This is a genomic window from Nitrospirae bacterium YQR-1 (assembly GCA_039908095.1).
Taxonomy (GTDB): domain Bacteria; phylum Nitrospirota; class Thermodesulfovibrionia; order Thermodesulfovibrionales; family Magnetobacteriaceae; genus Magnetomonas.
In genome coordinates this window covers 1-25,879 of sequence record JAMOBJ010000003.1, presented here as the reverse complement: position 1 = coordinate 25,879, position 25,879 = coordinate 1, and the positions used below count along the sequence as shown (strand labels likewise).

20 protein-coding genes are annotated in these 25,879 nt (G+C 41.8%); 10 read left to right on the top strand and 10 right to left on the bottom strand.

Going from position 1 to position 25,879, the window contains the following annotated elements:
- Window position 1 precedes the first annotated feature (1 nt).
- The 5 genes from accC to H7844_02930 form a co-directional block, all read right to left on the bottom strand.
- Window positions 2–1,351, bottom strand: coding sequence for an acetyl-CoA carboxylase biotin carboxylase subunit (accC, locus tag H7844_02950; protein ID MEO5356239.1), 1,350 nt, complete (start codon window positions 1,349–1,351; stop codon window positions 2–4).
- Between the two features lie 26 nt (window positions 1,352–1,377).
- A complete protein-coding gene (gene accB, locus H7844_02945; GenBank protein MEO5356238.1) occupies window positions 1,378–1,812 on the bottom strand; it encodes an acetyl-CoA carboxylase biotin carboxyl carrier protein in 435 nt (144 codons plus the stop codon).
- Window positions 1,812–2,372 (bottom strand): elongation factor P, encoded by a 561-nt coding sequence (gene efp / locus H7844_02940; GenBank protein ID MEO5356237.1) that lies wholly within the window; start codon window positions 2,370–2,372, stop codon window positions 1,812–1,814. The genes accB and efp overlap by 1 nt, the downstream gene beginning before the upstream one ends.
- A gap of 271 nt (window positions 2,373–2,643) precedes the next feature.
- A complete protein-coding gene (gene arsB, locus H7844_02935; GenBank protein MEO5356236.1) occupies window positions 2,644–3,693 on the bottom strand; it encodes an ACR3 family arsenite efflux transporter in 1,050 nt (349 codons plus the stop codon).
- Between the two features lie 6 nt (window positions 3,694–3,699).
- Window positions 3,700–4,125, bottom strand: a complete 426-nt coding sequence (locus H7844_02930; GenBank protein ID MEO5356235.1) for an arsenate reductase ArsC — start codon at window positions 4,123–4,125, stop codon at window positions 3,700–3,702.
- A gap of 113 nt (window positions 4,126–4,238) precedes the next feature.
- On the opposite strand from H7844_02930, the gene H7844_02925 reads away from it, so the two are divergent.
- The 6 genes from H7844_02925 to H7844_02900 all read left to right on the top strand — a co-directional run bounded on the left by H7844_02925 (window position 4,239) and on the right by H7844_02900 (window position 13,056).
- On the top strand, window positions 4,239–4,541 hold the full coding sequence (locus H7844_02925; protein MEO5356234.1) for a metalloregulator ArsR/SmtB family transcription factor: 303 nt from the start codon (window positions 4,239–4,241) through the stop codon (window positions 4,539–4,541).
- 189 nt (window positions 4,542–4,730) lie between these two features.
- Complete coding sequence (locus H7844_02920; GenBank protein MEO5356233.1) at window positions 4,731–6,680, top strand: hypothetical protein; 1,950 nt, start codon at window positions 4,731–4,733, stop codon at window positions 6,678–6,680.
- 118 nt (window positions 6,681–6,798) lie between these two features.
- Window positions 6,799–7,440, top strand: coding sequence for a hypothetical protein (locus H7844_02915; protein MEO5356232.1), 642 nt, complete (start codon window positions 6,799–6,801; stop codon window positions 7,438–7,440).
- Between the two features lie 142 nt (window positions 7,441–7,582).
- Window positions 7,583–8,350, top strand: a complete 768-nt coding sequence (locus tag H7844_02910; protein ID MEO5356231.1) for a hypothetical protein — start codon at window positions 7,583–7,585, stop codon at window positions 8,348–8,350.
- 397 nt (window positions 8,351–8,747) lie between these two features.
- A complete protein-coding gene (locus tag H7844_02905; protein ID MEO5356230.1) occupies window positions 8,748–12,956 on the top strand; it encodes an acyl-CoA dehydratase activase in 4,209 nt (1,402 codons plus the stop codon).
- 4 nt (window positions 12,957–12,960) lie between these two features.
- Window positions 12,961–13,056 (top strand): AURKAIP1/COX24 domain-containing protein, encoded by a 96-nt coding sequence (locus H7844_02900; GenBank protein ID MEO5356229.1) that lies wholly within the window; start codon window positions 12,961–12,963, stop codon window positions 13,054–13,056.
- Window positions 13,057–13,924: 868 nt separating this feature from the next.
- On the opposite strand, the gene H7844_02895 is transcribed toward H7844_02900, so the two are convergent.
- A complete protein-coding gene (locus tag H7844_02895) occupies window positions 13,925–14,701 on the bottom strand; it encodes a DUF1460 domain-containing protein (GenBank protein MEO5356228.1) in 777 nt (258 codons plus the stop codon).
- Entirely contained in the window at window positions 14,698–15,093 is a 396-nt protein-coding gene (gene queF, locus H7844_02890; protein MEO5356227.1) for a preQ(1) synthase, read from the bottom strand. Before queF ends, H7844_02895 begins: the two co-directional genes overlap by 4 nt.
- A gap of 200 nt (window positions 15,094–15,293) precedes the next feature.
- Here queF and H7844_02885 point away from each other — a divergent pair, with 200 nt between their 5' ends.
- Genes H7844_02885 through H7844_02875 form a run of 3 tightly spaced genes read left to right on the top strand, consistent with a single transcriptional unit; the run spans window position 15,294 to window position 20,135 of the window.
- Complete coding sequence (locus H7844_02885; GenBank protein ID MEO5356226.1) at window positions 15,294–17,927, top strand: ATP-binding protein; 2,634 nt, start codon at window positions 15,294–15,296, stop codon at window positions 17,925–17,927.
- Window positions 17,914–19,074 carry a hybrid sensor histidine kinase/response regulator gene (locus H7844_02880; GenBank protein MEO5356225.1) on the top strand — a complete coding sequence of 387 codons (1,161 nt, stop codon included), beginning with the start codon at window positions 17,914–17,916 and terminating at the stop codon, window positions 19,072–19,074. The genes H7844_02885 and H7844_02880 overlap by 14 nt, the downstream gene beginning before the upstream one ends.
- Before the next feature lie 14 nt (window positions 19,075–19,088).
- Window positions 19,089–20,135 (top strand): response regulator, encoded by a 1,047-nt coding sequence (locus H7844_02875; protein MEO5356224.1) that lies wholly within the window; start codon window positions 19,089–19,091, stop codon window positions 20,133–20,135.
- Window positions 20,136–20,223: 88 nt separating this feature from the next.
- Here the strand turns inward: H7844_02875 and H7844_02870 are convergent, their stop codons facing one another.
- From H7844_02870 to H7844_02860, 3 genes are all read right to left on the bottom strand, one after another.
- Window positions 20,224–21,924, bottom strand: coding sequence for a methyl-accepting chemotaxis protein (locus H7844_02870; GenBank protein ID MEO5356223.1), 1,701 nt, complete (start codon window positions 21,922–21,924; stop codon window positions 20,224–20,226).
- Between the two features lie 50 nt (window positions 21,925–21,974).
- Window positions 21,975–23,537 carry an adenine deaminase gene (gene ade / locus H7844_02865; GenBank protein MEO5356222.1) on the bottom strand — a complete coding sequence of 521 codons (1,563 nt, stop codon included), beginning with the start codon at window positions 23,535–23,537 and terminating at the stop codon, window positions 21,975–21,977.
- A 111-nt stretch (window positions 23,538–23,648) separates the two neighbouring features.
- On the bottom strand, window positions 23,649–24,314 hold the full coding sequence (locus H7844_02860) for a flagellar brake protein (protein MEO5356221.1): 666 nt from the start codon (window positions 24,312–24,314) through the stop codon (window positions 23,649–23,651).
- A 549-nt stretch (window positions 24,315–24,863) separates the two neighbouring features.
- Here H7844_02860 and H7844_02855 point away from each other — a divergent pair.
- On the top strand, window positions 24,864–25,736 hold the full coding sequence (locus H7844_02855; GenBank protein ID MEO5356220.1) for a hypothetical protein: 873 nt from the start codon (window positions 24,864–24,866) through the stop codon (window positions 25,734–25,736).
- Window positions 25,737–25,879: the final 143 nt, after the last annotated feature.

Genomic DNA, 25,879 nt, shown 5'->3' with positions numbered 1-25,879 from the left:
CTCAGTGGCCTCCCTTTAGTCTTTCAAGATATCCGGTGTCGAATTGGCCGGACAGGAAATCAGGATTTGTAAGAATTGTCTTGTGAAAAGGAATTGTTGTCTTTATGCCCTCCAGTTTAAACTCTGAAAGAGCTCTGAGCATCCTGTCAACTGCATCCTTACGGGTCGCTCCGTGGGAAATCACCTTGGCTATCAAAGAGTCATAGTGTGGAAGCACGGTGTAGCCGCTATGTATAAAGGTATCTACTCTTATGCCGGGGCCGCCGGGGAGATACAAAAAGGTAATTTTACCTGGGGAGGGAACAAAAGTGTAAGGGTCCTCGGCATTAATCCGGCACTCTATCGCATGGCCCTGAATCTTAATGTTTTTCTGTTTTACACTCAGTTGAAGTCCCGAGGCCAGCCGTATCTGCTCTTTTATTATATCCACACCAGTTACCATCTCAGTTACCGGATGCTCCACCTGCACTCTGGTGTTTATTTCCATAAAGTAAATATTATCGTCTCTGTCAACTATGAACTCCACCGTCCCGACATTTCTGTACTTAAGAACCTCAGAGGCCTTAATTGCAAACTTGCCGAGTTTTTCTCTCAGCTTTTCAGTAATCACAGGTGAGGGTGATTCCTCTATGAGCTTCTGGTGTCTCCTTTGCACAGAGCAATCCCGCTCACCAAGATGAATCGCAGTGCCGTCATTACCTACCGCTATCTGAACCTCTATATGCCGGATAAAATTTATGTACTTCTCAATGTACAAATCACCGACACCAAAAGCGGCCAGCGATTCCGCCTCCGCCGCAGAAAACGCCTGTTCAAGCACCTGCTCCTCACGCACTATCCTCATCCCCCTGCCGCCGCCCCCTGCCGAGGCTTTAATTATTACTGGAAAGCCTATCTTTTTAGCTATGCTCAAAGCGCTTTTTTTATCTGTTATGTTGCCGTCACTGCCGGGAATTACTGGAATACCATGGCGGCGAAGTATTTGCTTTGCTTTTGATTTATTCCCGCCAAGGCGGATGTTTTCAGGGGTAGGCCCTATAAATGTTATCCGTGATTTTTTACAAGCCTCGGCGAATTGCGGATTTTCTGAAAGAAACCCGTACCCGGGATGTATTGCGTTTGAGTCGGTTATCTCGGCTGCACTTAAAATTGACGGTATATTTAAATAACTGTCTGCCGCCCTTGAGGGCCCCACACACACCGACTCATCCGCTAAAGCCACATGCATCGAATCTTTTTCTATTTCCGAGTATATAGCCACCGTTTTTATCCCCAGCTCCCTGCACGCACGGATTACTCTTATGGCTATCTCTCCCCTGTTAGCAATAAGTATTTTTTTCAAAAGAGACATTCTATCACCTTCTGACACTGCAGCTTTTAAAGTGGATTTATACTAAAAAGCGGTTCGCCGTACTCTACCGACGTTTCACTTTCGTGGAATATTTTAACTATCTCTCCGTCACACTCACTCTCTATTTCGTTCATGAGTTTCATTGCCTCCACTATACACAGTATCTGTCCGCGCTTAACCTTATCGCCAAGCTCTACAAAATTGGCAGCCCCCGGAGACGGCGACCGGTAGAATGTACCCACTATTGGAGATTTCACAGTTACATATCTGTCCTCAGCCGCTGCCACATCACTCTGCTGTGCCTTTACAATCTGAGAAGGCTCCACTGCAGGGGCGGCAGCCGGCACAGCCCTGTGCCCTCTTCTTATTTTTATCTTAATTCCGCCCTCTTCATAAAAAAACTCAGTTATATCTGTTTCCTTTAGAAAATCCGATAACTCTTTGATTTTTTCCAGATCCATTATTTCACCCTCTCTATGTACTCAAAGGTTCGTGTGTCAACTTTAATGACATCCCCCTCGTTAATGTGAAACGGCACTTTTATGGCTGCTCCGGTCTCAAGCACAGCAGGCTTTGCCCCGCCTGAGGCAGTGTCTCCTTTAAAACCGGGGTCTGTTTCCGCAACAGCCAGCTCCACAAATATCGGCAGCTCCAGAGTAAGCGGTTTTTCCTTATGAAAGAGCACCGTAACCATCATATTTTCCTTCAGAAATTGTTTGGTATCGCCTAACTGCTCCGCTGTCAGAGGCAGCTGCTCGTAACTTTCCATATCCATTAAGTAATAGTAATTATCCTGAAAATACAAATACTGCATTTGGCGGGCATCCAGATTGGCCTTAGGAAACTTATCGCCTGAGTTAAACGTATCCTCTATTACCTTACCGCTTTTAAGTCCCTTCATCTTAGCCCTTACAAAGGCCCCGCCCCTGCCCATCTTCACATGCTGAAACTCTATAATCTCATAGGGCTCACCCTTATACTCTATTTTAGTTCCCCTTCTAAAATCATTTGTCGCTATCACTTAATCCTCCAAATCCCGTGTTTTTATATAAAATTTTTCCAGTTACTATAGTTTTATTGTAAACCTTCAGCCCAATAATCTGAATTTTTCAGCATATTCTACATGATCTCACCACGTTTATAATACATCACGCAGGCACAGTTTGTACACAGAAGCCGTCAAATAATTCATACCAAGCTGCATTCATTCGATTAACTTTGTTGGCTTTGTCGAAAGCTCCCAGCCGCCTGTGTTTACTTCCGACTGCTGCTTGGTATTACGGCTGCGTTTATTAAAAGACAACAAAATACTTCTTTTTAAAATACAGAGCTACCTTTACAAGAAATATTAACACGGGTACCTCGGCAAGGGGCCCGATAACTGCTGCAAAGGCGGCCCCTGAGTCTATTCCAAAAAGGGCTATTGTCACTGCTATAGCCAATTCAAAATTGTTGCTTGCCGCTGTAAAGGACAGAGTCGTTGTCTTTTCATAGCCAAACTTAAGCAATCCGCCTAAATAAAAAGATACTAAAAACATTACCACAAAATAGATGACAAGCGGCACAAATATTCTTACAACGTCAAAAGGCAGTTGCACTATATAACGTCCTTTTAAAGTAAACATTACCGCCACGGTAAACAGTAGTGCCACTAAAGTTATCGGACTTATGGCAGGGATAAACACATTTTCATACCATGCCGTCCCCATTCTCTTAATAAGAATAAACCTGCTTAGAATACCTGCGATAAATGGGATTCCTAAATAAATGAATACGCTTTTTGATATTTGCAAAATTGTAATAGAAACTACTATTCCTTTCAGCCCAAAAAATGGAAGTAAAAATGTTATAAAAAAATAACCATATACAGAATAAAACAACATTTGAAAAATGGAATTAAACGCTACCAACCCTGCGGCATATTCTCTGTTACCCCCGGCCAGGTCGTTCCAGACCACTACCATTGCAATACACCTCGCTATGCCTGTAAGAATCAAGCCGTACATGTATTGCGGATAATCTCTGAGAAACACTATTGCAAGAGAAAACATCAGAATCGGACCTATAACCCAGTTCTGTAAAAGAGAAAACATCAGAACACTTTTGTTTTTGAATACATCGTGAAGCTTTTCGTATTTAACCCTCGCAAGGGGTGGATACATCATAAGAATCAACCCTATCGCAATGGGCACATTAGTTGTCTCCACCTGAAATAAATTTAAAAAATCCTGCGTTTGTGGAAATAAGTATCCTATGCCAATCCCTGCAAACATAGCACTAAATATCCACAGCGTAAGAAATTTGTCAATAAAGGACAATTTCTTAGAGTTAATCGCAGTCATGGTTTTTTAAATCTCCTTAATCCACTGCTGTATTTTTGCCTTAATTTGTTCTTTGACAGCCCGTATTTTAGCTAGTTTCTCATCCTCGGTTCCCTCAAGGGAAGACGGGTCATCAAATCCCCAGTGCAGAGCTTTATTTACAAACGGAAAAACCGGACACTTTTCCGCTTTTGTTTCTTCACAGACCGCTATGACGTAATCAAATAAATCTCCTTTTTTAAATATATCAAACACGCTTTTAGTGCTGTTGCCGGAGAGATCAACACTGTCTTCTCTCATAACCCTGACAACCAGCGGATTAAGTACTCCGGGCTCAAGGCCGGCACTCTTAACCTCAAACCTGTCACCCCCGTAAATTTTTAAAAACGCTTCCGCCATTTGGCTCCTTGCGCTGTTATGGACACAAACAAATAACACTTTGATTTTTTCCATTTTCAAACTCCTCATTTTCTCTATTTATTAATTATACACTATCACATATAATATATCAAGATATGTAGATATAATAATATAAATAATTTATGTTAAAATTAATAATGCAGCAGATGGAAAACTTTATAAAAACAGTATCGGCAGTAAAAGATGAAACCCGTGTGATGATACTGAGATTTCTTTATACTTACGGGGAGAGCTGTGTTTGCGAGCTTCAGGCCTCTTTTAACATGATACAATCGCGTCTTTCAAGGCATTTGTTAATATTAAAAGATGCCGGTTTTCTGAAGGTGCGCAGGGAGGGACCCTGGAGCTACTACTGTCTGAATGCACCGCTGGATGATTTCAGAAGTGCCGTGATCAGGGAAATCGTCAACCTGCACATTTCTGTTCCGGAAAAAACAAGCCGCTGCTAATATCCTTTTAGCAGGTTTGTGTAAGTAATAATTTCGGGCTCATTACCAGATCGAGTGTGTAGAAAAGTCAGAAGTAAACGCAGTCGGCAACTTAGTATCAGGGTGTCAGCGCAACGCTCTCTCTTAAAAAACGGCGATTCAAAAATTCCAATAGCTTTTACTTAAAGACAGCCTGTATAATAGCTTTGCATGAAGGCTTTAAAGTACTTTTTATATTCACTGGGACTTTTTGTCTTTGGGGCGGCAGCATCCTCTTTAATCTACTACTTAAAATATAAAGAGTCTTTTCTTACAAAGTATCAGAAGCTTCGGCAAAACAATCTATACGTTCCAGGAATAGATGGTAACATTGATTTTACATGGCACATCAACAAATTTATAATGCCCGGTGCCGGCTTCTTAAGCGATATGGTAGTTTTTAATGCCGCCGTTTTTGCCATGCTAATTCCACTTTCCTACCTGATAATGGACAGAGCTGATAAGCGATACGGTACGGCAAAAGTATCAACAGCTTTTTTTAGCATATGGGAGGCAAAGGCTCTCCCCTTTTTACTTGCCTTTAGTGTTTTTTACTGTATTGTTTTAAAGTTTTTTATTCGTGAGATGCCATACAGTGACTTGTGGGCGGTCTCTGCGTGGATTTCGTTATTGATATTTGCCGCCGGCCTGTGGGCTTCCCTGAATTATCTTATCAAGATGAGACTTTTTCTCTCTGATGCCGGATACACTCTAAACAGGCTTCTGCAGGAGGCATGGGATGCAGTGTCAAAAACAAGGGTAAGGAACAGATTTTCAAAATTTGCTGAAGCTCTCCAAAGCACAGGTGAGATTCTCTCCCGGGAGGTTAGAGCCCATAACAGTAAAAATCTTGTAAAAATCCTTCCGGAGCTGCTACAACTAACATCCTGTTTGTTAAAGAAAAACGACTCTGCGACGGCCTTTACTGTTGAGGACAACGATGAGCCGTCACGGGCCGGTGATGCCTCTGTGGCGAATTTTCAGACAGCTTTACTTTTACCTATCGAGCAAATAGCAAAAATACACAGTGCTGCAAGCTTGTGCAACAATCTGCCGGTGATTGCAATTGTTGAGAGCTCAGGGATGGAAATTTTTGCTGCTGTCTCCTCATGCAGCCGAAACAGGGATGTGATAAGACGCTCTCTGGAGATATTTTCTGAAATGTCCGGCAGAATGGCAACACCTGAAAACATATTTTTATGGTTTACCGGGGCGGTTTTTAGAAATGCGGAGTTCTCTGTAGAGTATATGGATATTTTAAATGAATCCCTCGCATGTTCCTTAAGTAATTCTCTGCTAAAGGGCGGCATGGAAACTATCGAGGCTTTTTTCAAAGAACTCCATACACTCCCCGGCCCTCCGCCCTTTTCCATTGAACCCTACAATCAGGCGCTCATTGAACTAAACCGAAAAAAATACATAGAAATGAGTGATGAATTTTCTGTTTACTCTACACTGGAGGCTCTGCAAAGAAGGGCTCTTGAGATTAGAAATATAAAAATGCTCAATGAGTGGTCGGAGGCTTTCAACGAATTTCACAACAAGGTATCATCATATTATAAGAAAGACAAAATCAGGCGTATTGAGGAGATAAAAACGGATATACTGGAAAATGTCAGCTCAATGGCAAAAGGCATATATCTTTTAAGAATAATTTTTAATCTTTTTGTTTATTCACTATACGCCGGCAATCAGGCATTGATGAAAACAATATGGCAGGCCATTGGTGCTATATTTTCCAGCTCAATAACAGCAGCGCTTGAACCTGAAATTGTTGTTAAAATGTACATTGAAGGAGATTTCCGGACGGAGGGCACTATTTTTATTAATGATACCGCCCTGTGGCAGCAATTTGCCAAGATATCACTGTTATTGTTTTTGGTAAAAATGGCTCAGAGCAGAAAACTGCTAAAAACCGAAACCGGCAATGTTAAACCAGCTTATTTAGAAAGTACTTGCAAAGATATAGACACAATAATAGAAGAGGGAAAAGTACTGATGTCAGGAAATCAGCCCTTATTGGCTGTTATCGAAAACTCTGATTTAATTGCCGTTACTTTGCAAACAGAGGTAATCCCTTTTCTCATCTCCATAAAACACTCGATTAAGGAAATAATATAAATTGCTATTGAAAACTATTGACAAACTATACTGCATGAATCTATACTCTACTGGTGGCTGGCTGGTTATTTATGAAAATGACAATGAATAAAATAAATTCTCTACAAAGGAGGCTATAATGAAGAAATTATTTTTAGTGACGGCTCTGTCAATTATTTTTGTTGTCACGCTTGCGACTATATCCGGTGCCGTTGATGCAACCTATGTAAGTTATTATTTGCCCTACCTACACTCCAATACGAATAATACTGTTTATTGTGTAGTTACCAACTTTGGCACTCATGCAGATAATGTTACCCATGTTGCATTTACTGTAATGGGCAACTCCTCAGGCAGTACGACCAGGAACAATAAAGTAATGTTTTCCAATGATGTAATTGACAAGTTTGCATACAGAATGACAACCCAGATAGCTTTCAGTGGGCAGGGTATTTACTTTGGTACAAGCACTGAGAATAAAAATACCGATTTATCAAGCATAATCAGTACATCTGAGTCTTACGGAGCGAGGCTCACATTCATATCAACAATTAAATTCGGAACAAATGCAAAGCGAGACAGCCATCTTAACTGTAAAAACATTTCAATGGCGTGTTTCCAGGGTACAACAAGCCCTAAACGTAACCTTGTCGGTTATTCTTGTGAATCAGGTTATACCAGTGATCCGGATACCCCTGACACCTACAGACCCTATAATATAACACCTGCTAATTTTGCTGGTGAAACCACTGCTGACAACGCAACCGGATATACTTATTAACATCTGTGCAGAGAGGCCGTAATGCATCAATTGCAAAGATATGGGCAAACTTATATGCAGGTTTATACGCAGAGGTCATTGCAGATGTTGGGAAAGGGGACGCCGGTGCGTTCCCTTACGTTGCAACGGAAGGGAGGTTTAAGTGAAAAAAACTACAAGGCTTTATTTATTTATACTTATTAATCTGATAATAGCAGCAGCACTGATAGGTGGTGCTTCAAAGCCCCGTACAGCTCATTCAGCGGCTCTTTCCTCACTAACACAGTTCGACAACGGAACATATGTGACATATTATTTGCCTTATCTGCATACAAATACAAATAATCCTACATACTGCGTTTTTTCAAATTTTGGTACGGACGCTGACAATGTAACTAAAATCGGCTTTACTGTTACCGGCAACTCAAGAGGGAGCGTGGATGGGAGTTCAATTTTTGTTGTATCCGGGCCGATTACCAATGCCGGCACATTTAAGAAAACATCTATGATAACTTTTAGTGGACAGTCCATTTATGTCGGTACAAGTGATACTAATCAGGTACCATTTTTATCAACATATGTAGGAACATCCGAGTCATATGGGCTTAAGCTGACTTTTATATCCAGCATAAAGAAAAGTAGCGGAGTAGCTGCAGATTTTACCGACCTTTATGGTACAGCCAGGCAAGCTTCAAATCGTGACAGCCATCTTAATTGCAAGAGTATTGTAATGAGCTGCTTTCAGGGAACGACAACCCCAATGCGCAATATCGGCGGGTATTCCTGTGAGGCAGGCTTTGTGTTAGGCAACAGCCAGGTAGATGGCCTCAGACCTTATAATATATCAGTTGAACACTTTGGCTGGTATGGTGCGGAATCTTATGACAACAATTCCCGCTATAAAGACAATGTTACCGGCTATACTTATTAAAGATTGAAGTGCGCATAGTAAAATAAGTCACTCATGGTGTGCAGGCGGAATCAGCCTTCCCCTGTGGGGGCAATTTTCCACTATATTGCGATTTGACAACTACATAGTATCAAGATACCTTATACCAAGTAGCAGTCAAAAGAGTAACGAGGCGGCAAGGAGAAAGCGACGCAGGCGTACTATGCTCGTACGTCAAGGAGCTTTCGACGAAGCCAACAAAGTTAATCGAATGAATGCAACTTGGTATTAATATTGAATAGGGGAATAGCCTATTGCCAACCACCAAAAAATTTACATATTTTGGACTAAAAATACATCTCTTGAATAAAATCTATTTTATCCTCTATAATAGGTATCGTTGCAATTTACTCAAACATGCGAACAGGGGAATGTATAAATGGACCATTTAGGGCTTGATGCCGGTTCTGTGAGCGTAAAGGCAGCCGTACTGGATGACAACGGGAACTTAAAGGAACATATTTATGAAAGACACAAGGGGCATCCGCTACCCATAGCCCTTAAAATCCTTAAAGAATACGAGGGTAGGTCTCTCACTCTTTCAATAACCGGTTCAGCAGGCAAGGCAATTGCCGAGGCTCTGGGTATTAACCACATAAACGAGCTTGCCGCCCAATCCTACGCGGCCTTGCGGCTGAACCCTGAGGTTAAAACCATAATCGAAATGGGCGGTGAGGACTCTAAACTTATTCTGCTTGGTGAGAACTCCATACAAGACTTCTCAATGAACTCCGTATGTGCCGCAGGCACCGGCTCATTTTTAGACCAGCAGGCGGAAAGAATGCGCTTAAGCATTGAGCAATTCAGTGAGCTGGCCGTTAAGTGTGAAAATCCACCCCGCATTGCAGGTCGTTGCAGTGTTTTTGCCAAGTCCGATATGATACACCTTCAGCAGATAGCCACCCCGGTAGAGGACATTGTGTCAGGGTTGTGTTTTGCCGTGGCAAGGAATTTTAAAGGTTCAATAGTTAAAGGAAGACAGATATTTCCTGAGATTGCCTTTACCGGAGGCGTTGCTCTCAATCAGGGAATGGTAAGAGCCTTTAAGGAGGTGTTTGATCTTAAAAACCTGATTGTGCCTAAACACTGTGCTTTAACAGGCGCTATCGGCGCCGCCCTTAAGGATATTGACGGCGGTGTTGCAGTTCTCTATGATTTAAAGCGCCTTGAAAGTTATTTAAAAGCTATTAAATACTCCGATAAGGGTAAAAAACCCCTTATCTCCACAGGTGATGATTTCAAAGAAAGACACTTTAGAGGTGGAAACGGAGGGTTTGGCACAAAAAGTGTCCCCGATAGTCCTCAGGGGGCGTCCTGTTTCTCAGAGGAAAACCGGAGGATTAAAGCCTACATGGGCGTGGATATCGGCTCAATAAGCACAAATGTGGCGGTTATTGACTCTGATGGAAACCTCCTTGCCAGGGAGTACCTGATGACCGCAAGCCGCCCCATAGAGGCCGTTATGCAGGGACTTCGTGAGGTCGGAAAGTCCATAGGCGGATATGTTGAAATAGCAGGCGTGGGAACCACAGGCTCAGGCAGATACATGATAGCGGATTTCATAGGCGCCGACGTGGTGAAAAATGAAATAACCGCTCAGGCCACAGCCGCCATACACATTGACGGCACGGTGGATACGATTTTTGAAATAGGCGGCCAAGATTCCAAATACATTTCCATAGAGGACGGCGTCATTGTGGATTTTGAAATGAACAAGGCCTGTGCCGCCGGTACCGGTTCATTTTTAGAAGAACAGGCGGAAAAACTCAGTATATCCATAAAGGAAGACTTTGCCAATGAGTGTTTTTGCTCCTCATCTCCCTGCAGTCTTGGTGAAAGATGCACGGTGTTTATGGAAAACTCCCTTATGGCTAACATTCACAAGGGTGCGCAGAGGCAGGATTTACTTGCCGGCCTTTCTTACTCAATAGTGGAAAACTATATAAACAGGGTCGTTGCAGGGAAAAAAGTGGGTAACAATATTTTCTTTCAGGGCGGTACTGCTTACAACAAGGCAGTGGTTGCAGCGTTTGAAAAGTTTACCGGAAAGCTGATAACCGTGCCCCCTAACCACGATGTAACCGGTGCTATCGGCATGGCGCTGATTGCACGGGACAGTATGCAGGAAAGCCTTGGAACATCGGCATTCAAAGGGTTTTCCATTGTGGAGAGCACCTATTCGGTTAAATCTTTTGAGTGTAAGAGCTGTGCCAATATGTGCGAAATTAATAAAGTTACAATTGACGGCGAAAATGGAAATCTCTTTTACGGAGGCAGATGCGAAAAGTATGACATCAAACGCAAACAGCACAATAACATCGATGACCTGTTTCTTTACAGGGAACAACTGCTGTGGAACGGTCTTGAAAACAGTTATAAAGAGGCTGAGGCTGCGGCGTCGTTAAAAAATACAATCGGGATTCCGTACATATTTTTAATGCACGATTATTTGCCCTTCTGGCGGGTGATTCTCACAGAGCTTGGCTTTAACATAGTAGTATCGCCTAAGACAAACCGGCAGGTGGTGAATCTTGGGGCCGAGGTGGTGCTGTCGGAGTCGTGTTTTCCGGTAAAGACAGCCCACGGCCATGTTAAGTGGCTGCTTGATAAGGGAATTAAGAATATCTTTCTGCCTTCTTATGTAAATACTGCAGGGGAGAGCGATGAGTTTTCCAAAGGCTCTCCCTGCCCATATACTCAAACAATTCCATATATGGCACAAGCCACCTTTAGCGGCATAAGTGTTATAAGCCCGATAGTTAATTTTTCAAGAAGCGATAGTTTTCTTGAAAAGGAAATAGCACGAGCTTTTAGAGTTAGGGTTACCAGAATAAGAAAAATTATGCCAAAGGCAAAAGCGGCACAGGATAAATTCTTCTCTGAAATTCGCAAAAAGGGGCGGCAGGCGCTCTCTCTGATTACTGAAAACTCCATCGTTATAGTGGGCAGGCCGTATAATTCATTTGACAGCGGGGTAAACCTTCAGATACCCCAGAAGCTGGCCACACTTGATGTCAGATCGCTGCCTATGGATATGCTGCCTCTTTCCGAAACTGAAATTAAGGCCGACTGGCCGGATATGTACTGGAGAAGCGGCCAGAGGATTTTAAAGGCGGCAAGGTTTATAAAAAACCACCCGCATCTGTACCCTGTATTTATCGGAAACTTTAACTGCGGGCCGGATTCTTTTATTTTAAAGTACTTTAAAGAGGAACTGGGAGATAAGCCGTTTTTACACCTTGAAATAGATGAGCACAGCGCCGATGCCGGAGCAATTACCAGATGTGAGGCATTCCTTGACAGCATTGCTAACAGGAATAAGTTAAAACCTAAGACAGTGGAAGCTGCGCCTCAGGCGGCTAAAAAGAAACATGGAAAATATGAGAAAATCTATATTCCACGCATGTCAGACCACGCATATGCACTTGCTGCAGCCTTTGAGTACTCGGGCATAGCGGCTGAGGTGCTGCCGGAAAGTGATGAGGAGTCCATTGAACTTGGACGGCGCTACGTCTCCGGCAAGGAGTGTTACCCCTGTGTGGTGACAACCGGAGATATGCTCAGAACGGTGTTTTCAGAGGGGTTTGATTCTGATAAGTCAACCTTCTTTATGCCCTCGGGAACGGGGCCGTGCAGGTTTGGACAATACACGGTATTTCAGAGGCTTCTGCTTGACCAAATTGGACTTCAGGAAGTTCAGATATTTTCCCCTGTGCAGGATACAACCTTTTATGCAGATTTGGGAATAGCCGGACAGGACTTTGTCATGCGCTCATGGAATGGAATCGTGGCTATTGAGCTTCTGACCAAGTGTTTGCATGAGACAAGGCCGTATGAAATGGTTAAAGGACAAACCCGGAAGATTTATGACAGCTATTTGATGGAAATATATGATGCATTGCGAAGTAAAGATATGAAGCTGGATGATATATTAAAACGGGTAAGAAAGGACTTTCAGGCTGTTGCCCGCTCGGAAGAAAAGCGTCCGCTTATAGGGGTAATCGGCGAGATATTTGTACGCTCCAGTAAGTTTTCAAATGAAAACCTAATTGAAAAAATAGAAAACCTGGGCGGTGAGGCGTGGCTTGCGCCGGTTGAGGAATGGATTTATTACGTAAACTATTTTGGATTCAAACATGCTATGATAAAGAAAGATTACAAGGCTCTGATGGATATAGCGATAAAGCGGGTTTATAAGAAAGCGATTGAGTATAAGTATGCACGGCACTTCAGAGGGTTTTTGAAGACCCTGCATGAACCGGATACGAGAGTTATCGTGAAAAAGGCAGCCCCGTATGTGCATGAGTCCTTTGAGGGTGAGACAATTCTAAGCGTCGGCAAGGCTGTGGATTTAGTAGAGCACGGGGTGGCGGGGATTGTAAATGCTATGCCTTTTGGCTGTATGCCGGGAACCATCGTGACAGCACTAATGAGGGCGCTAAGCCGTGACTGCGGTATTCCCAGTATCAGCATACCCTATGACGGTACTGAGTCAACTACGACGGAGCTTCAACTGGAGACCTTTATGGAGCAGGCAGTCGGACGAAACAAAAATGGTAATAATCATAAGCAAACTGTAAGGAGGTGATTGAGTGGGTAATGTAAAAAAGTGGAGAAAGAAGAAGATGTCAAAACACAAACATAAAAAGCTTCGCAGGAAGATGAAGTTTTCAAGAAGAAGAAAATAGGCATTTTTAATAAAGATTTTAATCATAGAATACGCCACAGATGAAAGCAGATTCAGTTGTTTTTTCATCTGTGGGTGTGTATGTTTTCCCTGCATGACTGTCTGTAATTAAAATTCTTTTCCGTCAGGATGCTGCCGATAGCTAATACTAGTGTCTAATTGCAAAAGTAATAGATATTTCAAATAATTCTGATTAATTTTTTAAAAGAGGAGATTACCACGTCGCTGTGCTCCTCGTAATGACGGATAGAAACGTCAACGCACAGCCCAGCGCCGTCATTGCGAACCCCAAAGGGGTGTGGCAATCTCAGCCCTTAAAGGTAAAACTCATTGACAACGAAATTTTGCAAGCCATTATAAAAAGGATATAACTCTGAAAAACTATCGCAAACTTCTGCAATTAGACACTAGTACCAATGAATTAGAGTTGGAATAAGGGAAGGTGTAGCTTTCTCCCAGCCGCCTGTGTTTACTTCCGACTGCAACTTGGTATAACATAACTCCAATTCTATAGCAAAAAGCAAAAGTATGTTCTTATTGATTTTATTAAAGAAGAGATTGCCACACCCCCTGCGGGGGTTCGCAATGACGGCATGTAGTTGTTTTTACTGTGTTTTATTATTCGTCATTGCTATGAGCGATAGCGACCAGGGGAATCCCCTTCAGGGGAGGGCAATCTCAACCACTAAAAATAATGAACGGAATTATGGTTTTCGCTATAATTCATTTGTCTAACTTTGTTGGCTTTGTCACAAGCTCCGGGGCGTCTCCCCTAAAGGAGAATCCCCTGTGAGGGGAAGCGTCGCTTGTTTCTTGCCGCCTGTGTTTACTTCCGACTGCAACTTGGAATAACTCCTCAGATTCTATGATTATGGAAATACAAACCTTGATACTTTGATACCGATAAAGGGCATATTAGCGGCATAATCAAGTAAAGAGACTTTTTTAACTTTATAGTTTTCACTTTCTTTGTTTTTAAGTCCGCTTGCATGGATAAGATAAATGTCACCATCTTTTTCTACTTTGATTATGCCCTCGTGGCCGACTATTTCACCAACGACACGTTTTTCCACCTTTTTTATCAGAAACACAATATCGCCGCTTTTTAGATGCGGCAGTACTTCCTTTATGTTTTCCTTTGCAATTATTGAGACTGTATCCACCCCCCTGTCTCCTTTTATCTGAGCGGGGGCGGCCCCAAGTTTTCCGGTAATATCCTCACCCCACTTGCCGCTAAAGACCATGTCCTCAGCGTACTGGAATCTGTCGTCGTAGTTTTCAACAAGGCCGTTGCCGTCGAGTTTGCCGCGGGTTTTAAAGCGTTTATCGAGGGCAGTCTCAACAGCCCCGTCAGGGGTGTCGGCCAGGGCAAGCTCCACAGCCCTGAATACGTGATACATGCAGTCAACCTTTTCGTCATAGACTATAACCTTGTTTCTTACATATGCACCAAGAGGGTCGGTATCATAGGGGACGCCGACAAATCTCTCAGCCCAAAGAGCTATTCTCTCTCCCAAAGGAAACGTTTTAATTTTCTGCTGAAGTCTGGAAATCTCACTACTGTCGATAAAGCCGTCTGCAGTGGCTGCTGAAATAAAAAATGTTAATACCAAAATGAAAAACAGCAGAAATTTGAATCTCTTCATATGTCTCCCACTAAGGAAGGCTTTGCCGCAGACGGTGTTTCCACCTTTATTATTGTTTTTACATTTCCCCTGGGATTAAAATCTCCGATAACCTGAAGATAGCGCGGCTCTAATTTTTCCTTAATCGTATCAAATATTAAATTAGACGATTTCTCGTGAGATATGGCAATGTCTCTGAATGAATTAAGATATAGTTTGAGGGATTTTAACTCGACAATAAACTTATCCGGCACATAGGTTATTTTAAAGGTTGCAAAGTCAGGATACCCTGAACGCGGACACAGACATGTAAATTCAGAAAAAGATATTGATATTTCATAGTCCTTTTCAGGGTTAGGGTTTTCCCATATCTCAAGAGCAGCGTTTTTTATCGCACTTTCTCCGTAGAGCATATTGGTATTGTAATTGAAAATTGTAAGGGTTGTCAAAAATCGTTTATGGTTTAGACCGGTGTATTAGTTATAACGGATATTTTATTTTTGTAACCTTTCTCAGTAGCCTTCCATTTCACGGAACATGCTAAAAACCAGCAAAATCTGCTATAATGTACAGTTTAAATAAAAGTATTTTTCAATTTTTTGGCAAGGGGTTTATGACAGATAATAGTACACACAAAATATCCGGTTCCTTAAAAATAATCAAAGGAATACTATTGTGGGGATTAATTATATCAGCCATGTATGTCAGCAGCTTGTACAGCTATCTGGTGTTTCATACCTTTGTTGAGTTTTTTAGTATAATTATAGCGTTTTGCACCTTTACTCTTGCCTATAACACAAGACAGTATATGAAAAATAATTATCTTTATTTTATCGGTATTTCATATCTTTTTGTCGGCAGCCTTGATACGCTTCATACGCTAACTTACAAGGGTATGGATGTAATTCATATGCACAGGGTCGGAGTGGCAACCGAGATATGGGTAGCTACCAGATATGTTGAGAGTATTTCCCTGCTGGTTGCTCCAATTTTTTTGTATAGAGAAAAAATAAAAGATTTTCTTATATTTGCCATTTATACCTGCATAAGTGTAATGATATTTATCTCAATCTTTTTATGGAATAGTTTTCCTGCTTGCTATGTGGAAGGGCTCGGCCTGACGGCGTTTAAGAAAAACAGTGAGTATATTGTTTGTTTCATTCTGATTGCCTCGCTGTTTCTGTTGATTAAAAACAAAAGATTTTTTGATAAAGAGGTCATAATGTTGTTAACAGCCTCTATCGTTTTTACAATATTAACAGAGCTTTGTTTTACTCTTTATGTAGGGTTATACGATTACATAAATATACTCGGACATTGTTTAAAAGTCATATCTTATTATTTTATTTATAGGGCCATAATCGTCACAGGTATGAATAAACCTTTTGACCTGTTATTTCGTGACCTGAACATAAGTAAGGTGGAAGCTGAGAAAGCTAACAGGGCAAAAAGTGATTTTATGGCAAACATGAGCCACGAAATCAGAACCCCCATGAATACCATAATAGGGATGACTGACCTTGCCATGGAGATGTCGGCTGACGTAAAGCAAAAGGAGTATCTCGCAATAGTAAAAGGCTCCGCCGACTCTTTGCTATCCATAATTAACGAAATCCTGGATATTATGAAAATTGAGTCAGGAAAACTGGAACTCGAAAGTGTAAATTTCTCCATCAAAGCAGTGGTGGCTGCTGCTTGTAATATGTTTGCAATCTTAGCTAAAAATAAAGGACTAACCCTTAATTACAACGTCTCACCGGAGGTTCCGGATAAATTAAACGGAGACCCGACCCGGCTCAGGCAGATACTTATTAATTTAACAGGTAACGCCTTGAAATACACAACAGAAGGCGGAATTGACGTTAATCTGAATGTTTCGAATGAGCAGACTCAGGCAGGCCGGGTCAGTCTCATTTTCTCAGTAAAAGATACCGGAATCGGAATCGCCCATGACAGACAAGAGATGATATTTGAAAGATTTACTCAGGCAGACAGTTCCACAACCAGAAAATACGGAGGCTCAGGGCTAGGCCTTACCATATGTAAGGAGATTGTACATCTCATGGGCGGCAGAATTTGGGTGGAAAGTGAGACAAACAAGGGAAGCACTTTTTATTTTACCATCACTCTGAAAAAAGCTGATGCACCCGCCGGTGAAACACTCTATAACCAAAAACCTCAGGCCTTAACAAAACAAAGGCGCAAATTCCGGATTCTGATTGCAGACGATATTGAGGAGAATATTCTTTTACTACAAATTCGTCTTCAACAATATGGACACACAACTATTGTTGCCCGCAACGGACAGGAAGCGGTGAACTGTTTTAAAAGAGAAAAGGCTGACCTTATTCTTATGGATATTCAAATGCCGGTAATGGACGGTTTAGAAGCAACCCGTCAAATTCGTAAAATTGAATCCTCAACCGGAGGACACATAACAATTATCGCACTGACTGCCGGCGTTATGGCTGAGGAAAAAGCATCATATTTAACGAAAGGCATAGACGCCGTAGCCGACAAACCAATCGAGACGGAGAAACTACTATCAATAATAGAAAGTTCAGCACCTGAGGGAATCGGAGAGATTTATGCAAAACAGGACGCCGAGACAGTGGTGACTTCAGAATGTAAAATACAGTCTATTGACGGCATAGATATTAATAAAGGTATTAGTGTCTGGAGAGATGCACAGACTTACAAGAAAGCGCTTAAGGGATTTACCGCCAAGTATAGAGATTCGGCTGATAAAATACTGTCTTTAATCGAAGATAATAATATTGAGGAAGCTTATCGCATTGCACATTCTATGAGCGGGCTTACGGGGATTTTATCTATGACGGAAGTTTATCCTGTGGTGCGGCAACTTTCACTGTTTCTAAGAGAGTTGAATCTCAATAGTGCCAAAGAACAGGCAACTCTGCTCAGAGGGCTGCTTAGAACTGTGACTGACTCAATAAGTACCATGGAGGTACAGGAAGAGGAGCCGCTGGTAAGTGTCAGCACAAGCGGGCCTAATATGCCTGTTGTAAGAGAGATTATCATCAGGTTATTGAAATCTTTTGACGAATACAACCCGGATGATGTTGAACCGGTAATGTTGGAATTACAAACTGCGCTCAACATCCGGCAGGTAAAACCAATAAAAAAATACGTGGAGGAGCTCGACTTTGCCATGGCAAAAGCGGAGACAATAAAGTTAGCCGGGGAGTTAGCGATAGTCATGGAGGTGCAAAATGACGGAAACTAAACAGAGCGTGTTAATAGTTGATGATGAGGCAGGCAGCAGACAACTACTGAGGCAGATACTACAGGACAGGTACAGGCTTTCGTTTGCAACCAGCGGTGTTATGGCATTAGAGGCGGCTCAGAGTTTAAAACCGGATTTAATCCTTCTTGATATAATGATGCCGGAGATGGACGGATATGAGACGTGCATGAAACTAAAGGCTATTGCAGGGATTTCCGATATTCCGGTTATTTTTATCAGTGCTCTGACAGACAGTGCTGAGAAAGTTAACGCCTTTAAAAGTGGAGCGGTTGACTATGTTTGTAAACCGTTTCAAAGTGACGAGGTCATATCCAGAATAGAAACCCATCTGAAATTATATAATCTGCAACGGCAACTGGAGAGCAAGGTGGAGGAGGAAGTCAGCAAGCGCAGGCTTGAGGAGCAGATGCTGATTCAGCAGTCTAAGATGGCGGCCATGGGCGAGATGATTGGCGCTATAGCACATCAATGGAGGCAGCCTTTGAATTCCTTAGCGCTTATTGTGCAGGATGTTGAAGAGGCATTTGTCGCCGCAGAGGTGGATAAGGTGTATCTCAAACAGTTTGCAGCTCAATGTATGGGACTAATTAAGCTTATGTCCCATACGATAAATGATTTTCAAAACTTTCTTAAGCCCTCCAATAAAAAAGACGTTTTCGATGTGACAGAGGCTTTTTACGAGGTTGTTAATCTTTTTTCCGATCTTTTAAAAAAGCATGACATTTATGTACAGATTAACATACCGGAAACATGCCGGATATATTCAACAGGTTATCGCAATGAACTAAAACAGGTTATCTTAAATCTGATAAACAACAGTCGCGATGCAATAAATGCCGGAAGGAAAAAGGGAGTTATCAAGGATGATGGACAGATTACTATTGATATAAAGGAAACGGAAAACATGGTGGTTGCACAAATAAGTGACAACGGCGGGGGGATAGACCATGTAATGATAGAAAAGATTTTTGAACCATATATAACCACCAAGGGAGATGGAGGCACCGGTATCGGCCTTTACATGTGCAAAGCCATTATAGAGGGAAAAATGAACGGCAAAATCTTTGCATCCAACATAGAGGGCGGAGCACAGTTTACAATAGAACTACCACTAAATAAAGCCTGATGGAGAGATATAGAATGACGGATACTAAATTTAGTATTTTGATAGTTGACGATGAGGCAGGAAACAGACAAATCATGAGGCAGATATTAAAAGATACGTATAAACTATCATTTGCCACAGATGGACTTACTGCACTGGATATAGCACAAAAGAGCATTCCTGATATGATTTTGCTTGATGTGATGATGCCTGGAATCGACGGATACGAGACGTGCCGCCGGTTAAAAGCCAACCCTGAAACTGAGGACATTCCGGTCATCTTTATTACCTCTTTGACGGATGTGGGAGATGAATCACAGGGGTTTGAAGCCGGTGGGGTGGATTATATTACAAAGCCGGTATCTCCATCTGTCTTACTACACAGGGTAGCAGCCCATTTAGAACTTTTTCATCAAAAGCAGCTTTGTGAGGAGACTGTTAAAAGACGCACACAGGAGCTTGAGGTAAGCCAGAAATCAGCCGTATTTATGCTTGGTGAAGCCGGCCACTTTAATGACTCCGACACGGGAAGTCATATATGGCGAATGGCTTCATACTCGGTGGAGCTCTCAAGGGCATGTGGCTGGCCTCCGGAAATGATTGATATGATAGCCCTTGCCGCCGCTATGCATGATACAGGAAAAATCGGAGTCCCTGGGAGCATATTAAGAAAACCCGCCAAACTGGACCCTGATGAATGGGTGATAATGATGACCCATACAACAATCGGGCACAGCATATTATCCAAGAGCAATACACCCCTTTTCAGGATGTCGGCGGATATTGCCCTTAGCCACCACGAAAAGCACAATGGCACAGGTTACCCGAAGGGGTTAAGGGGCGGGGAGATACCGCAAAGCGCTGCAATAGTGGCAGTTGCCGACGTCTTTGATGCTCTTACCATGATGCGGCCTTACAAAGAGCCGTGGCCGGTTGACAAGGCCCTTGATGAGATTAAAAAGAGCGCAGGCAGCCATTTTGACCCGCATATTGTAAACTGCTTCTTTGAAGTTGTGGACGAAATTTTAAGACTAAAAGACTTTTGGAACGAAAAAGAACAAAACGGAGATTCTTGCACTTAATCGGGTTGCAGTCAAAAGAGTAACGAGGCGGCTGGGAGCCTTTGACGAAGCCGACAAAGTTAATCGAATGAATGCAACCTGGTATTAGCTAACTCAGCATCCTTTGTGAACCGCCTTTATGGTGCCCGTCAACAATGAATTTGGAGACGACTGATTTCAATTCATTTGACAATTTTGCAAGGTCACTTGAGGCTTCACCTATTTGGGTTGTGCTGAGAAATGAATCCCTTGACACATTAGCTATAATCTCAATATCACCATTTATCTGTTCAGAGACCTGTGACATCTCCTCAGTTGCCGATGCTATCTGATGCACCATAGACTGTAATCCCTCAACACTTTCAACTATACTCTTAAGAGAATCCCCCGCCTTGTTGACCAGTTCAACGCCGTTTACCACCCTCTGTGAACCGTCATTCATAGTGGTTACCGCCTGCTGGGTTTCTTTCTGAATGGCTGTTATCATATCTCCAATCTCTGTGGTCGCCTTGGATGTTCTTTCCGCCAGTTTTCTTACCTCATCGGCAACTACGGCAAAACCGCGCCCCTGCTCTCCCGCCCGCGCCGCCTCTATCGCCGCATTTAGAGCTAAAAGGTTCGTCTGATCGGCTATATCTTTTATAACGCTGACTATCTCACCTATCTGCCGGGAACGATCTCCCAGCGATGTTATCAGATGTGCCGACTCTGATACGGTCTTTGCTATCCCCTCCACCTCTTTGACAGTATGTGTTACCACTGCGGCTCCATTTTTAGCAATAGTAGATGTCTCCACTGCCGATTCCGAAATGCTTGCTGCATTTCTAGCAACGTCAACAACCGTTTGTGACATCTCCGTAGATGCCGTTGCCACCTGGGATGATTTATCAGACTGGTCCTTAATGCTGTAAGACATCTTCTGTACAGTTTGTGAAAGTTCATGTGAGGCTGAGGCCAACTGGCTTGATGATGTTGAAATCATCATTATATTATCGGCCAGCATTGTTCTCATCTTTTCAAGAGCTTTTAGCAAAATGCCTATCTCATCGCTGCTTTCAGAGTAAACCATCTTTGATAAATCGCCCGTTGATATCGCCTCGGCCAATAATACTCCCTCTTTCAGCGGGCCTGCGATGCTCTTTGTAAGCAGTAATAATGAGGTTATCACAAATGCAAGGAACACACAGCCTGAGATGATTGATACTATTATGGAGGTTATATATTCACTCTCAGCACTTTTAAGAGCTGCATCCATGGATTTCTTCTGATAGACAATAGCTGCATCCAGCACCTTTATATATGCATCCTGTGAGCTGTTTACCTTTGTCAACAACAACTCTGTGGCTAAAACTTTGTTGCCGCCCTGCAGAGCCTTAAACTGCTCTTCCCTGGTTATAATATATTTTTCTCTTCCATCTTTTATTTCTCTTAATGTTTGTTTGCCCTCAGCCGTTCTGATGGATTTCTCCAGATATTCCAGCTCCTGTGCTATCTGTGTCTGTATAGCCCTTATGTCATTAATGTATTTATCCTGTTTCTTAGGGTCATCAACAACCAATATATCTCTTAGTTCTACTGCAATTGTAAGTACTTCTTTTTCGATTGAGTTTAATTTTGCTAATTTCTCATACCGCCCTGTAACTATCTCTTCAAGGTTAGTGTTTAATTTCTTAAGTCTTGACATAGTAAAAGCAAATGTCAAAACAGAAAGTAAAAACAGTACACCAAAAACAAGAAGAAACTTTTTCTTTAACATCATATTATTGAACCATCTCATATTTATCTCCTTTTGTTTTGTTGCCACCATCATTTCTAATTGTGACTCCTTTTGTTTGTAACTTATGTAACACTATTGTTACTTTACACGAAAAGCTCTGTAAAGGTAAAGCTGTCAACATCAAAAAGTCCTTTATCGCTGATTTTCAGAGCCGGAATAACTACGAGGGCCATAAAAGAAAGGAGCATATACGGAGACTTCACGGTGCAGCCCATTTCCTTAGCCATGTTGTCAATGATTCGATACCTTTTGGCAACCTCATAGCCGTCACTATCAGACATAATGCCTCCAAAAGGAAGCGGCAGAATATCCTCTTTGCCGGCATACACAGCAGATATGCCGCCACGGCGCTCTATTACTGAATTTACAGCGTGACATATGTCTGTGTCGCTTACTCCCACAGTTATTATGTTATGAGAGTCATGAGCTATTGATGAGGCTATAGCGCCGGTTTTAAGCCCGAAATTTTTTATGAAACCTATCATGGGGGCAACATTTTCATATCTGTTAACAACTGCTATTTTAAGTAAATCTCTGTCAGTGTCGGAGATTGCACAGGCCCCCTCAATTTTAGGTTTTACTAACTCCATCTTAGTTATAATTTGCCCATCCTCAGCAACAATCGCTTTAATCATTCCTGGTTTAGCCGTTATTTTAAAATCCTCTTCCGTCTTCCTTTGCGTTTTGAAATTATTTAAAGGTTCAGGATGTTTACGTTCTATGAGTGTTTTACCGTCTTTAGCAACAAGGCTTCCGTTTATGTAGGTCTCAAGTATATTAAACTCCGTGAGGTTATCCACAATGATGAAATCGGCAAAATCGCCTTCCCTTAGAAGTCCGACGTCAAGGCCGTAGTGTTTAACAGGGTTTAATGAGGCCACCCTGAGTATCTTCATTATAGAGAAGCCCTTCTTTAACGCCCTTTTAACCATATCATTAATATGGCTTAAACAGAGCTCATCGGGGTGCTTATCGTCACTGCAAAACATAACCGAATCTGTATGAGTACTGATAAGTGGAGCCAGCTCATCAAAATTTCGGGCGGCCGAGCCCTCCCTGATGTGAATTTTCATGCCGTAAGTAATTTTCTCAATGGCCTCCTCTAATGATACACACTCGTGGTCTGTGCTTATGCCGGAAGCAATGTACTTTTTGCAGCTCTCCGATCTTAATCCCGGCGCATGGCCGTCTATCGGTTTACCCAGTGACTTTGCTAAATCCAGCTTTGCAAGCACATCAGGAAAATCGTTAATCACACCTGGAAAATTCATCATCTCACTAAGATATTTGATGTTATCCGACATGAGCAATTCCCTGATTTCATTAATTCCCAGAGTGTATCCTGCGGTTTCAAACGGGGTGGAGGGAACACATGAGGGCGCTCCGAAATAAAACTTAAACGGTACACTGCCTCCATTTTTAATCATAAACCTCACACCCTCAACTCCACAAACATTGGCTATCTCATGGGGGTCGGATACTGCGGCAACCGTACCATGCGGGGTGGCAAGACGGGCAAACTCAGAAGGAATAAGCATTGAGCTCTCTATATGGATGTGTGAATCTATCAGACCGGGGACAATGTAGCTGTTATAAGGCTTAATTTCCCTTTTTATTGAAGCAATCCGGGCATTGCTGATTTCCACGGTTGCAGGATAAACCGTTGCGTTGAATAAATCAACTATGTTACCTGTGATTTGCAGAGTTCTGCACCTCTGTACATTTTACAAACGGCAGAGATGGAAAGTGACGGCAGACTACCACCCGCGCTTGAGAATTGTTTCCAGAATATGGCTTTCCTGGGTATTAATAAAGCAAAACTCCACTCCCACATGATAGGAGTCATAGCTGTCACTAAGGTACTTCAGCTTTCCGTTGAAGGTATGCTCTCCGGTAGTGCCTCCGACAGGGATGATAATGTTCACCATATAGTCGTCCTCATAAAAAAAATGCATTGAGGCCTTATCCCTTAGGCTGGACTCATACAATTCACACTTGCACCCTGTGTCGCTTATATTTGTTATTGAGGCATGGATTTTGTTATCTTTGAGGAGTATTTTACAGGGCAATTGACATTTAATCCTGTTATCTTTACGGCGTTCCATTCTTTCGATCTTTTCAGGGTATGCAATAACTACTAATAGTGCGGGGTCTGTTATAACTTTTGTAATCTTAGACTCAAAGAAAAAAAGCTTAGTGTCAATATAATACTTTACAAGTATCCCGTCACCAACCCTGAAAAAGCTGTCTGTTCCGCTGCACAATCTTTCATCATTAAGCTTAACCACTACAGTTGAGCCTATATCTACAAAAAAACCGTCAAAACATATGGTAGTGCCTGTGATCTCCATCTCAAAAGAAAGAGCGTTTTGCTTTGGAGTCAGCATGTTCTTATCATCTTTAGCGCCATCAGATGTTGCCATTGCCTTAACCTCCATATTTTTTTATTTAGTATATTATAAAATAATTCAATATTGCAATACGTCGTCGGCGCTTTCGACTATGAGTATGAATACCGAACGGCCCTCCCCGTCGCCTAATTTCTATAAAGCTGCAAGGTAAAAAATGTCACCCGTAGGGGCGTAACGGAGTGAAGCAGGTTTCTGTCGTGGTTATGGGTGTTTTCTATTTGCAGATATATTTTTGTGTAAGATGATGCTGTAGTATTTTAAGGAATTTATGTGCAAAGTCGAAATAAAAAAATCTTTTATCATCAGAAAAAATCTTTTTGATAGTAGTTATTAATATGAACTAAATTTTAAATATAAGGAGATTAACTAATGAATTGTGTATTCCGGAACGGTTCCGGAACGAGTGGGTTTTTACTGTTGGTTTCGTTGATTTAAAGTTTTGATGTTATCTCTAATGGAGAATTCTTTTCTCCTGAATTTCCTTTTAAAATCGGCTTTGATATATCATAAGAACATGCATCTACGTTATAATAAGAAAATAGAATAGAAAGGAGTTTTTACGTGCCACAATACTATGATATCACATTAAAAAGTATTTTGAAAGAGTTGCCACGAAAATTCATGAAGATATTAACGGGGTTTGAAACAGCAAAGTTTCTGGATGTTCAATTTCCAGACATCAGGTACAGGCAACCCGACTTGCTGGTGGAACTTCCAGATGTCACTTTATTTCACATGGAAATGCAAGCGCAAAATGATAAGGATATGGATTGTAGAGAGTTAGAATATTTACATTTAATATATTGCGATTATAGGAAACCTGTTCACCAAGTGGTTCTTTATGTCGGTGATGGGAAAGTCAATATGCGCAATGAGATTAAAATGCCAGGTTTACATTTCACTTATAAGATAATAGATATCAGAGATATCGATTGCCGAGAACTTCTTGAGAGTGATGATCCATGTGATAATATTTTGGCAATCCTATGTAAAACAGACAATTCCGATTTAACAATTAAGGGAATTCTTGCAAAATTATATGAATTACCTGTTGAAGAACGAGAAAACTATGTTTTAAAACTACTAACCCTATCAAGGCTAAGGGGTTTGACGAAAACTGTAAAAAGGGAGGTTAAAAAAATGCCGGTAACTATTGACATAACAAAAGATGAGCTTTATTTGGATGGTGTTGAAGTGGGTTTGCTTGAGGGTAAGCGTGATGGGTTACTTGAAGGTGAACGGAAAGGTAAGCGTGATGGGTTACTTGAGGGGATTGAAGGGATGCTTGAACTCAAATTTGGTTATGCCGGACTTGAGTTGATGAATACAGTCAAAGCCATAAATACTATAGACAAATTAGAAGATTTCAAAAATCTTATAAAGAAAGCCGGTTCGGTGGATGAGTTGCAGGTGTTTTTAGAGAAGAGTGTGTAAAATATCGTAATCAGATTACAACATCTGCTTGTTTATTTTAGAATTATCGTATTTTCAAGTGGGAGAGTGTTCAAAAAACTGTGTCATTAACTCCGATATAAGAAGATAGTAATGAGTAAGCCACTAAGGAGGGCTGACAAAGT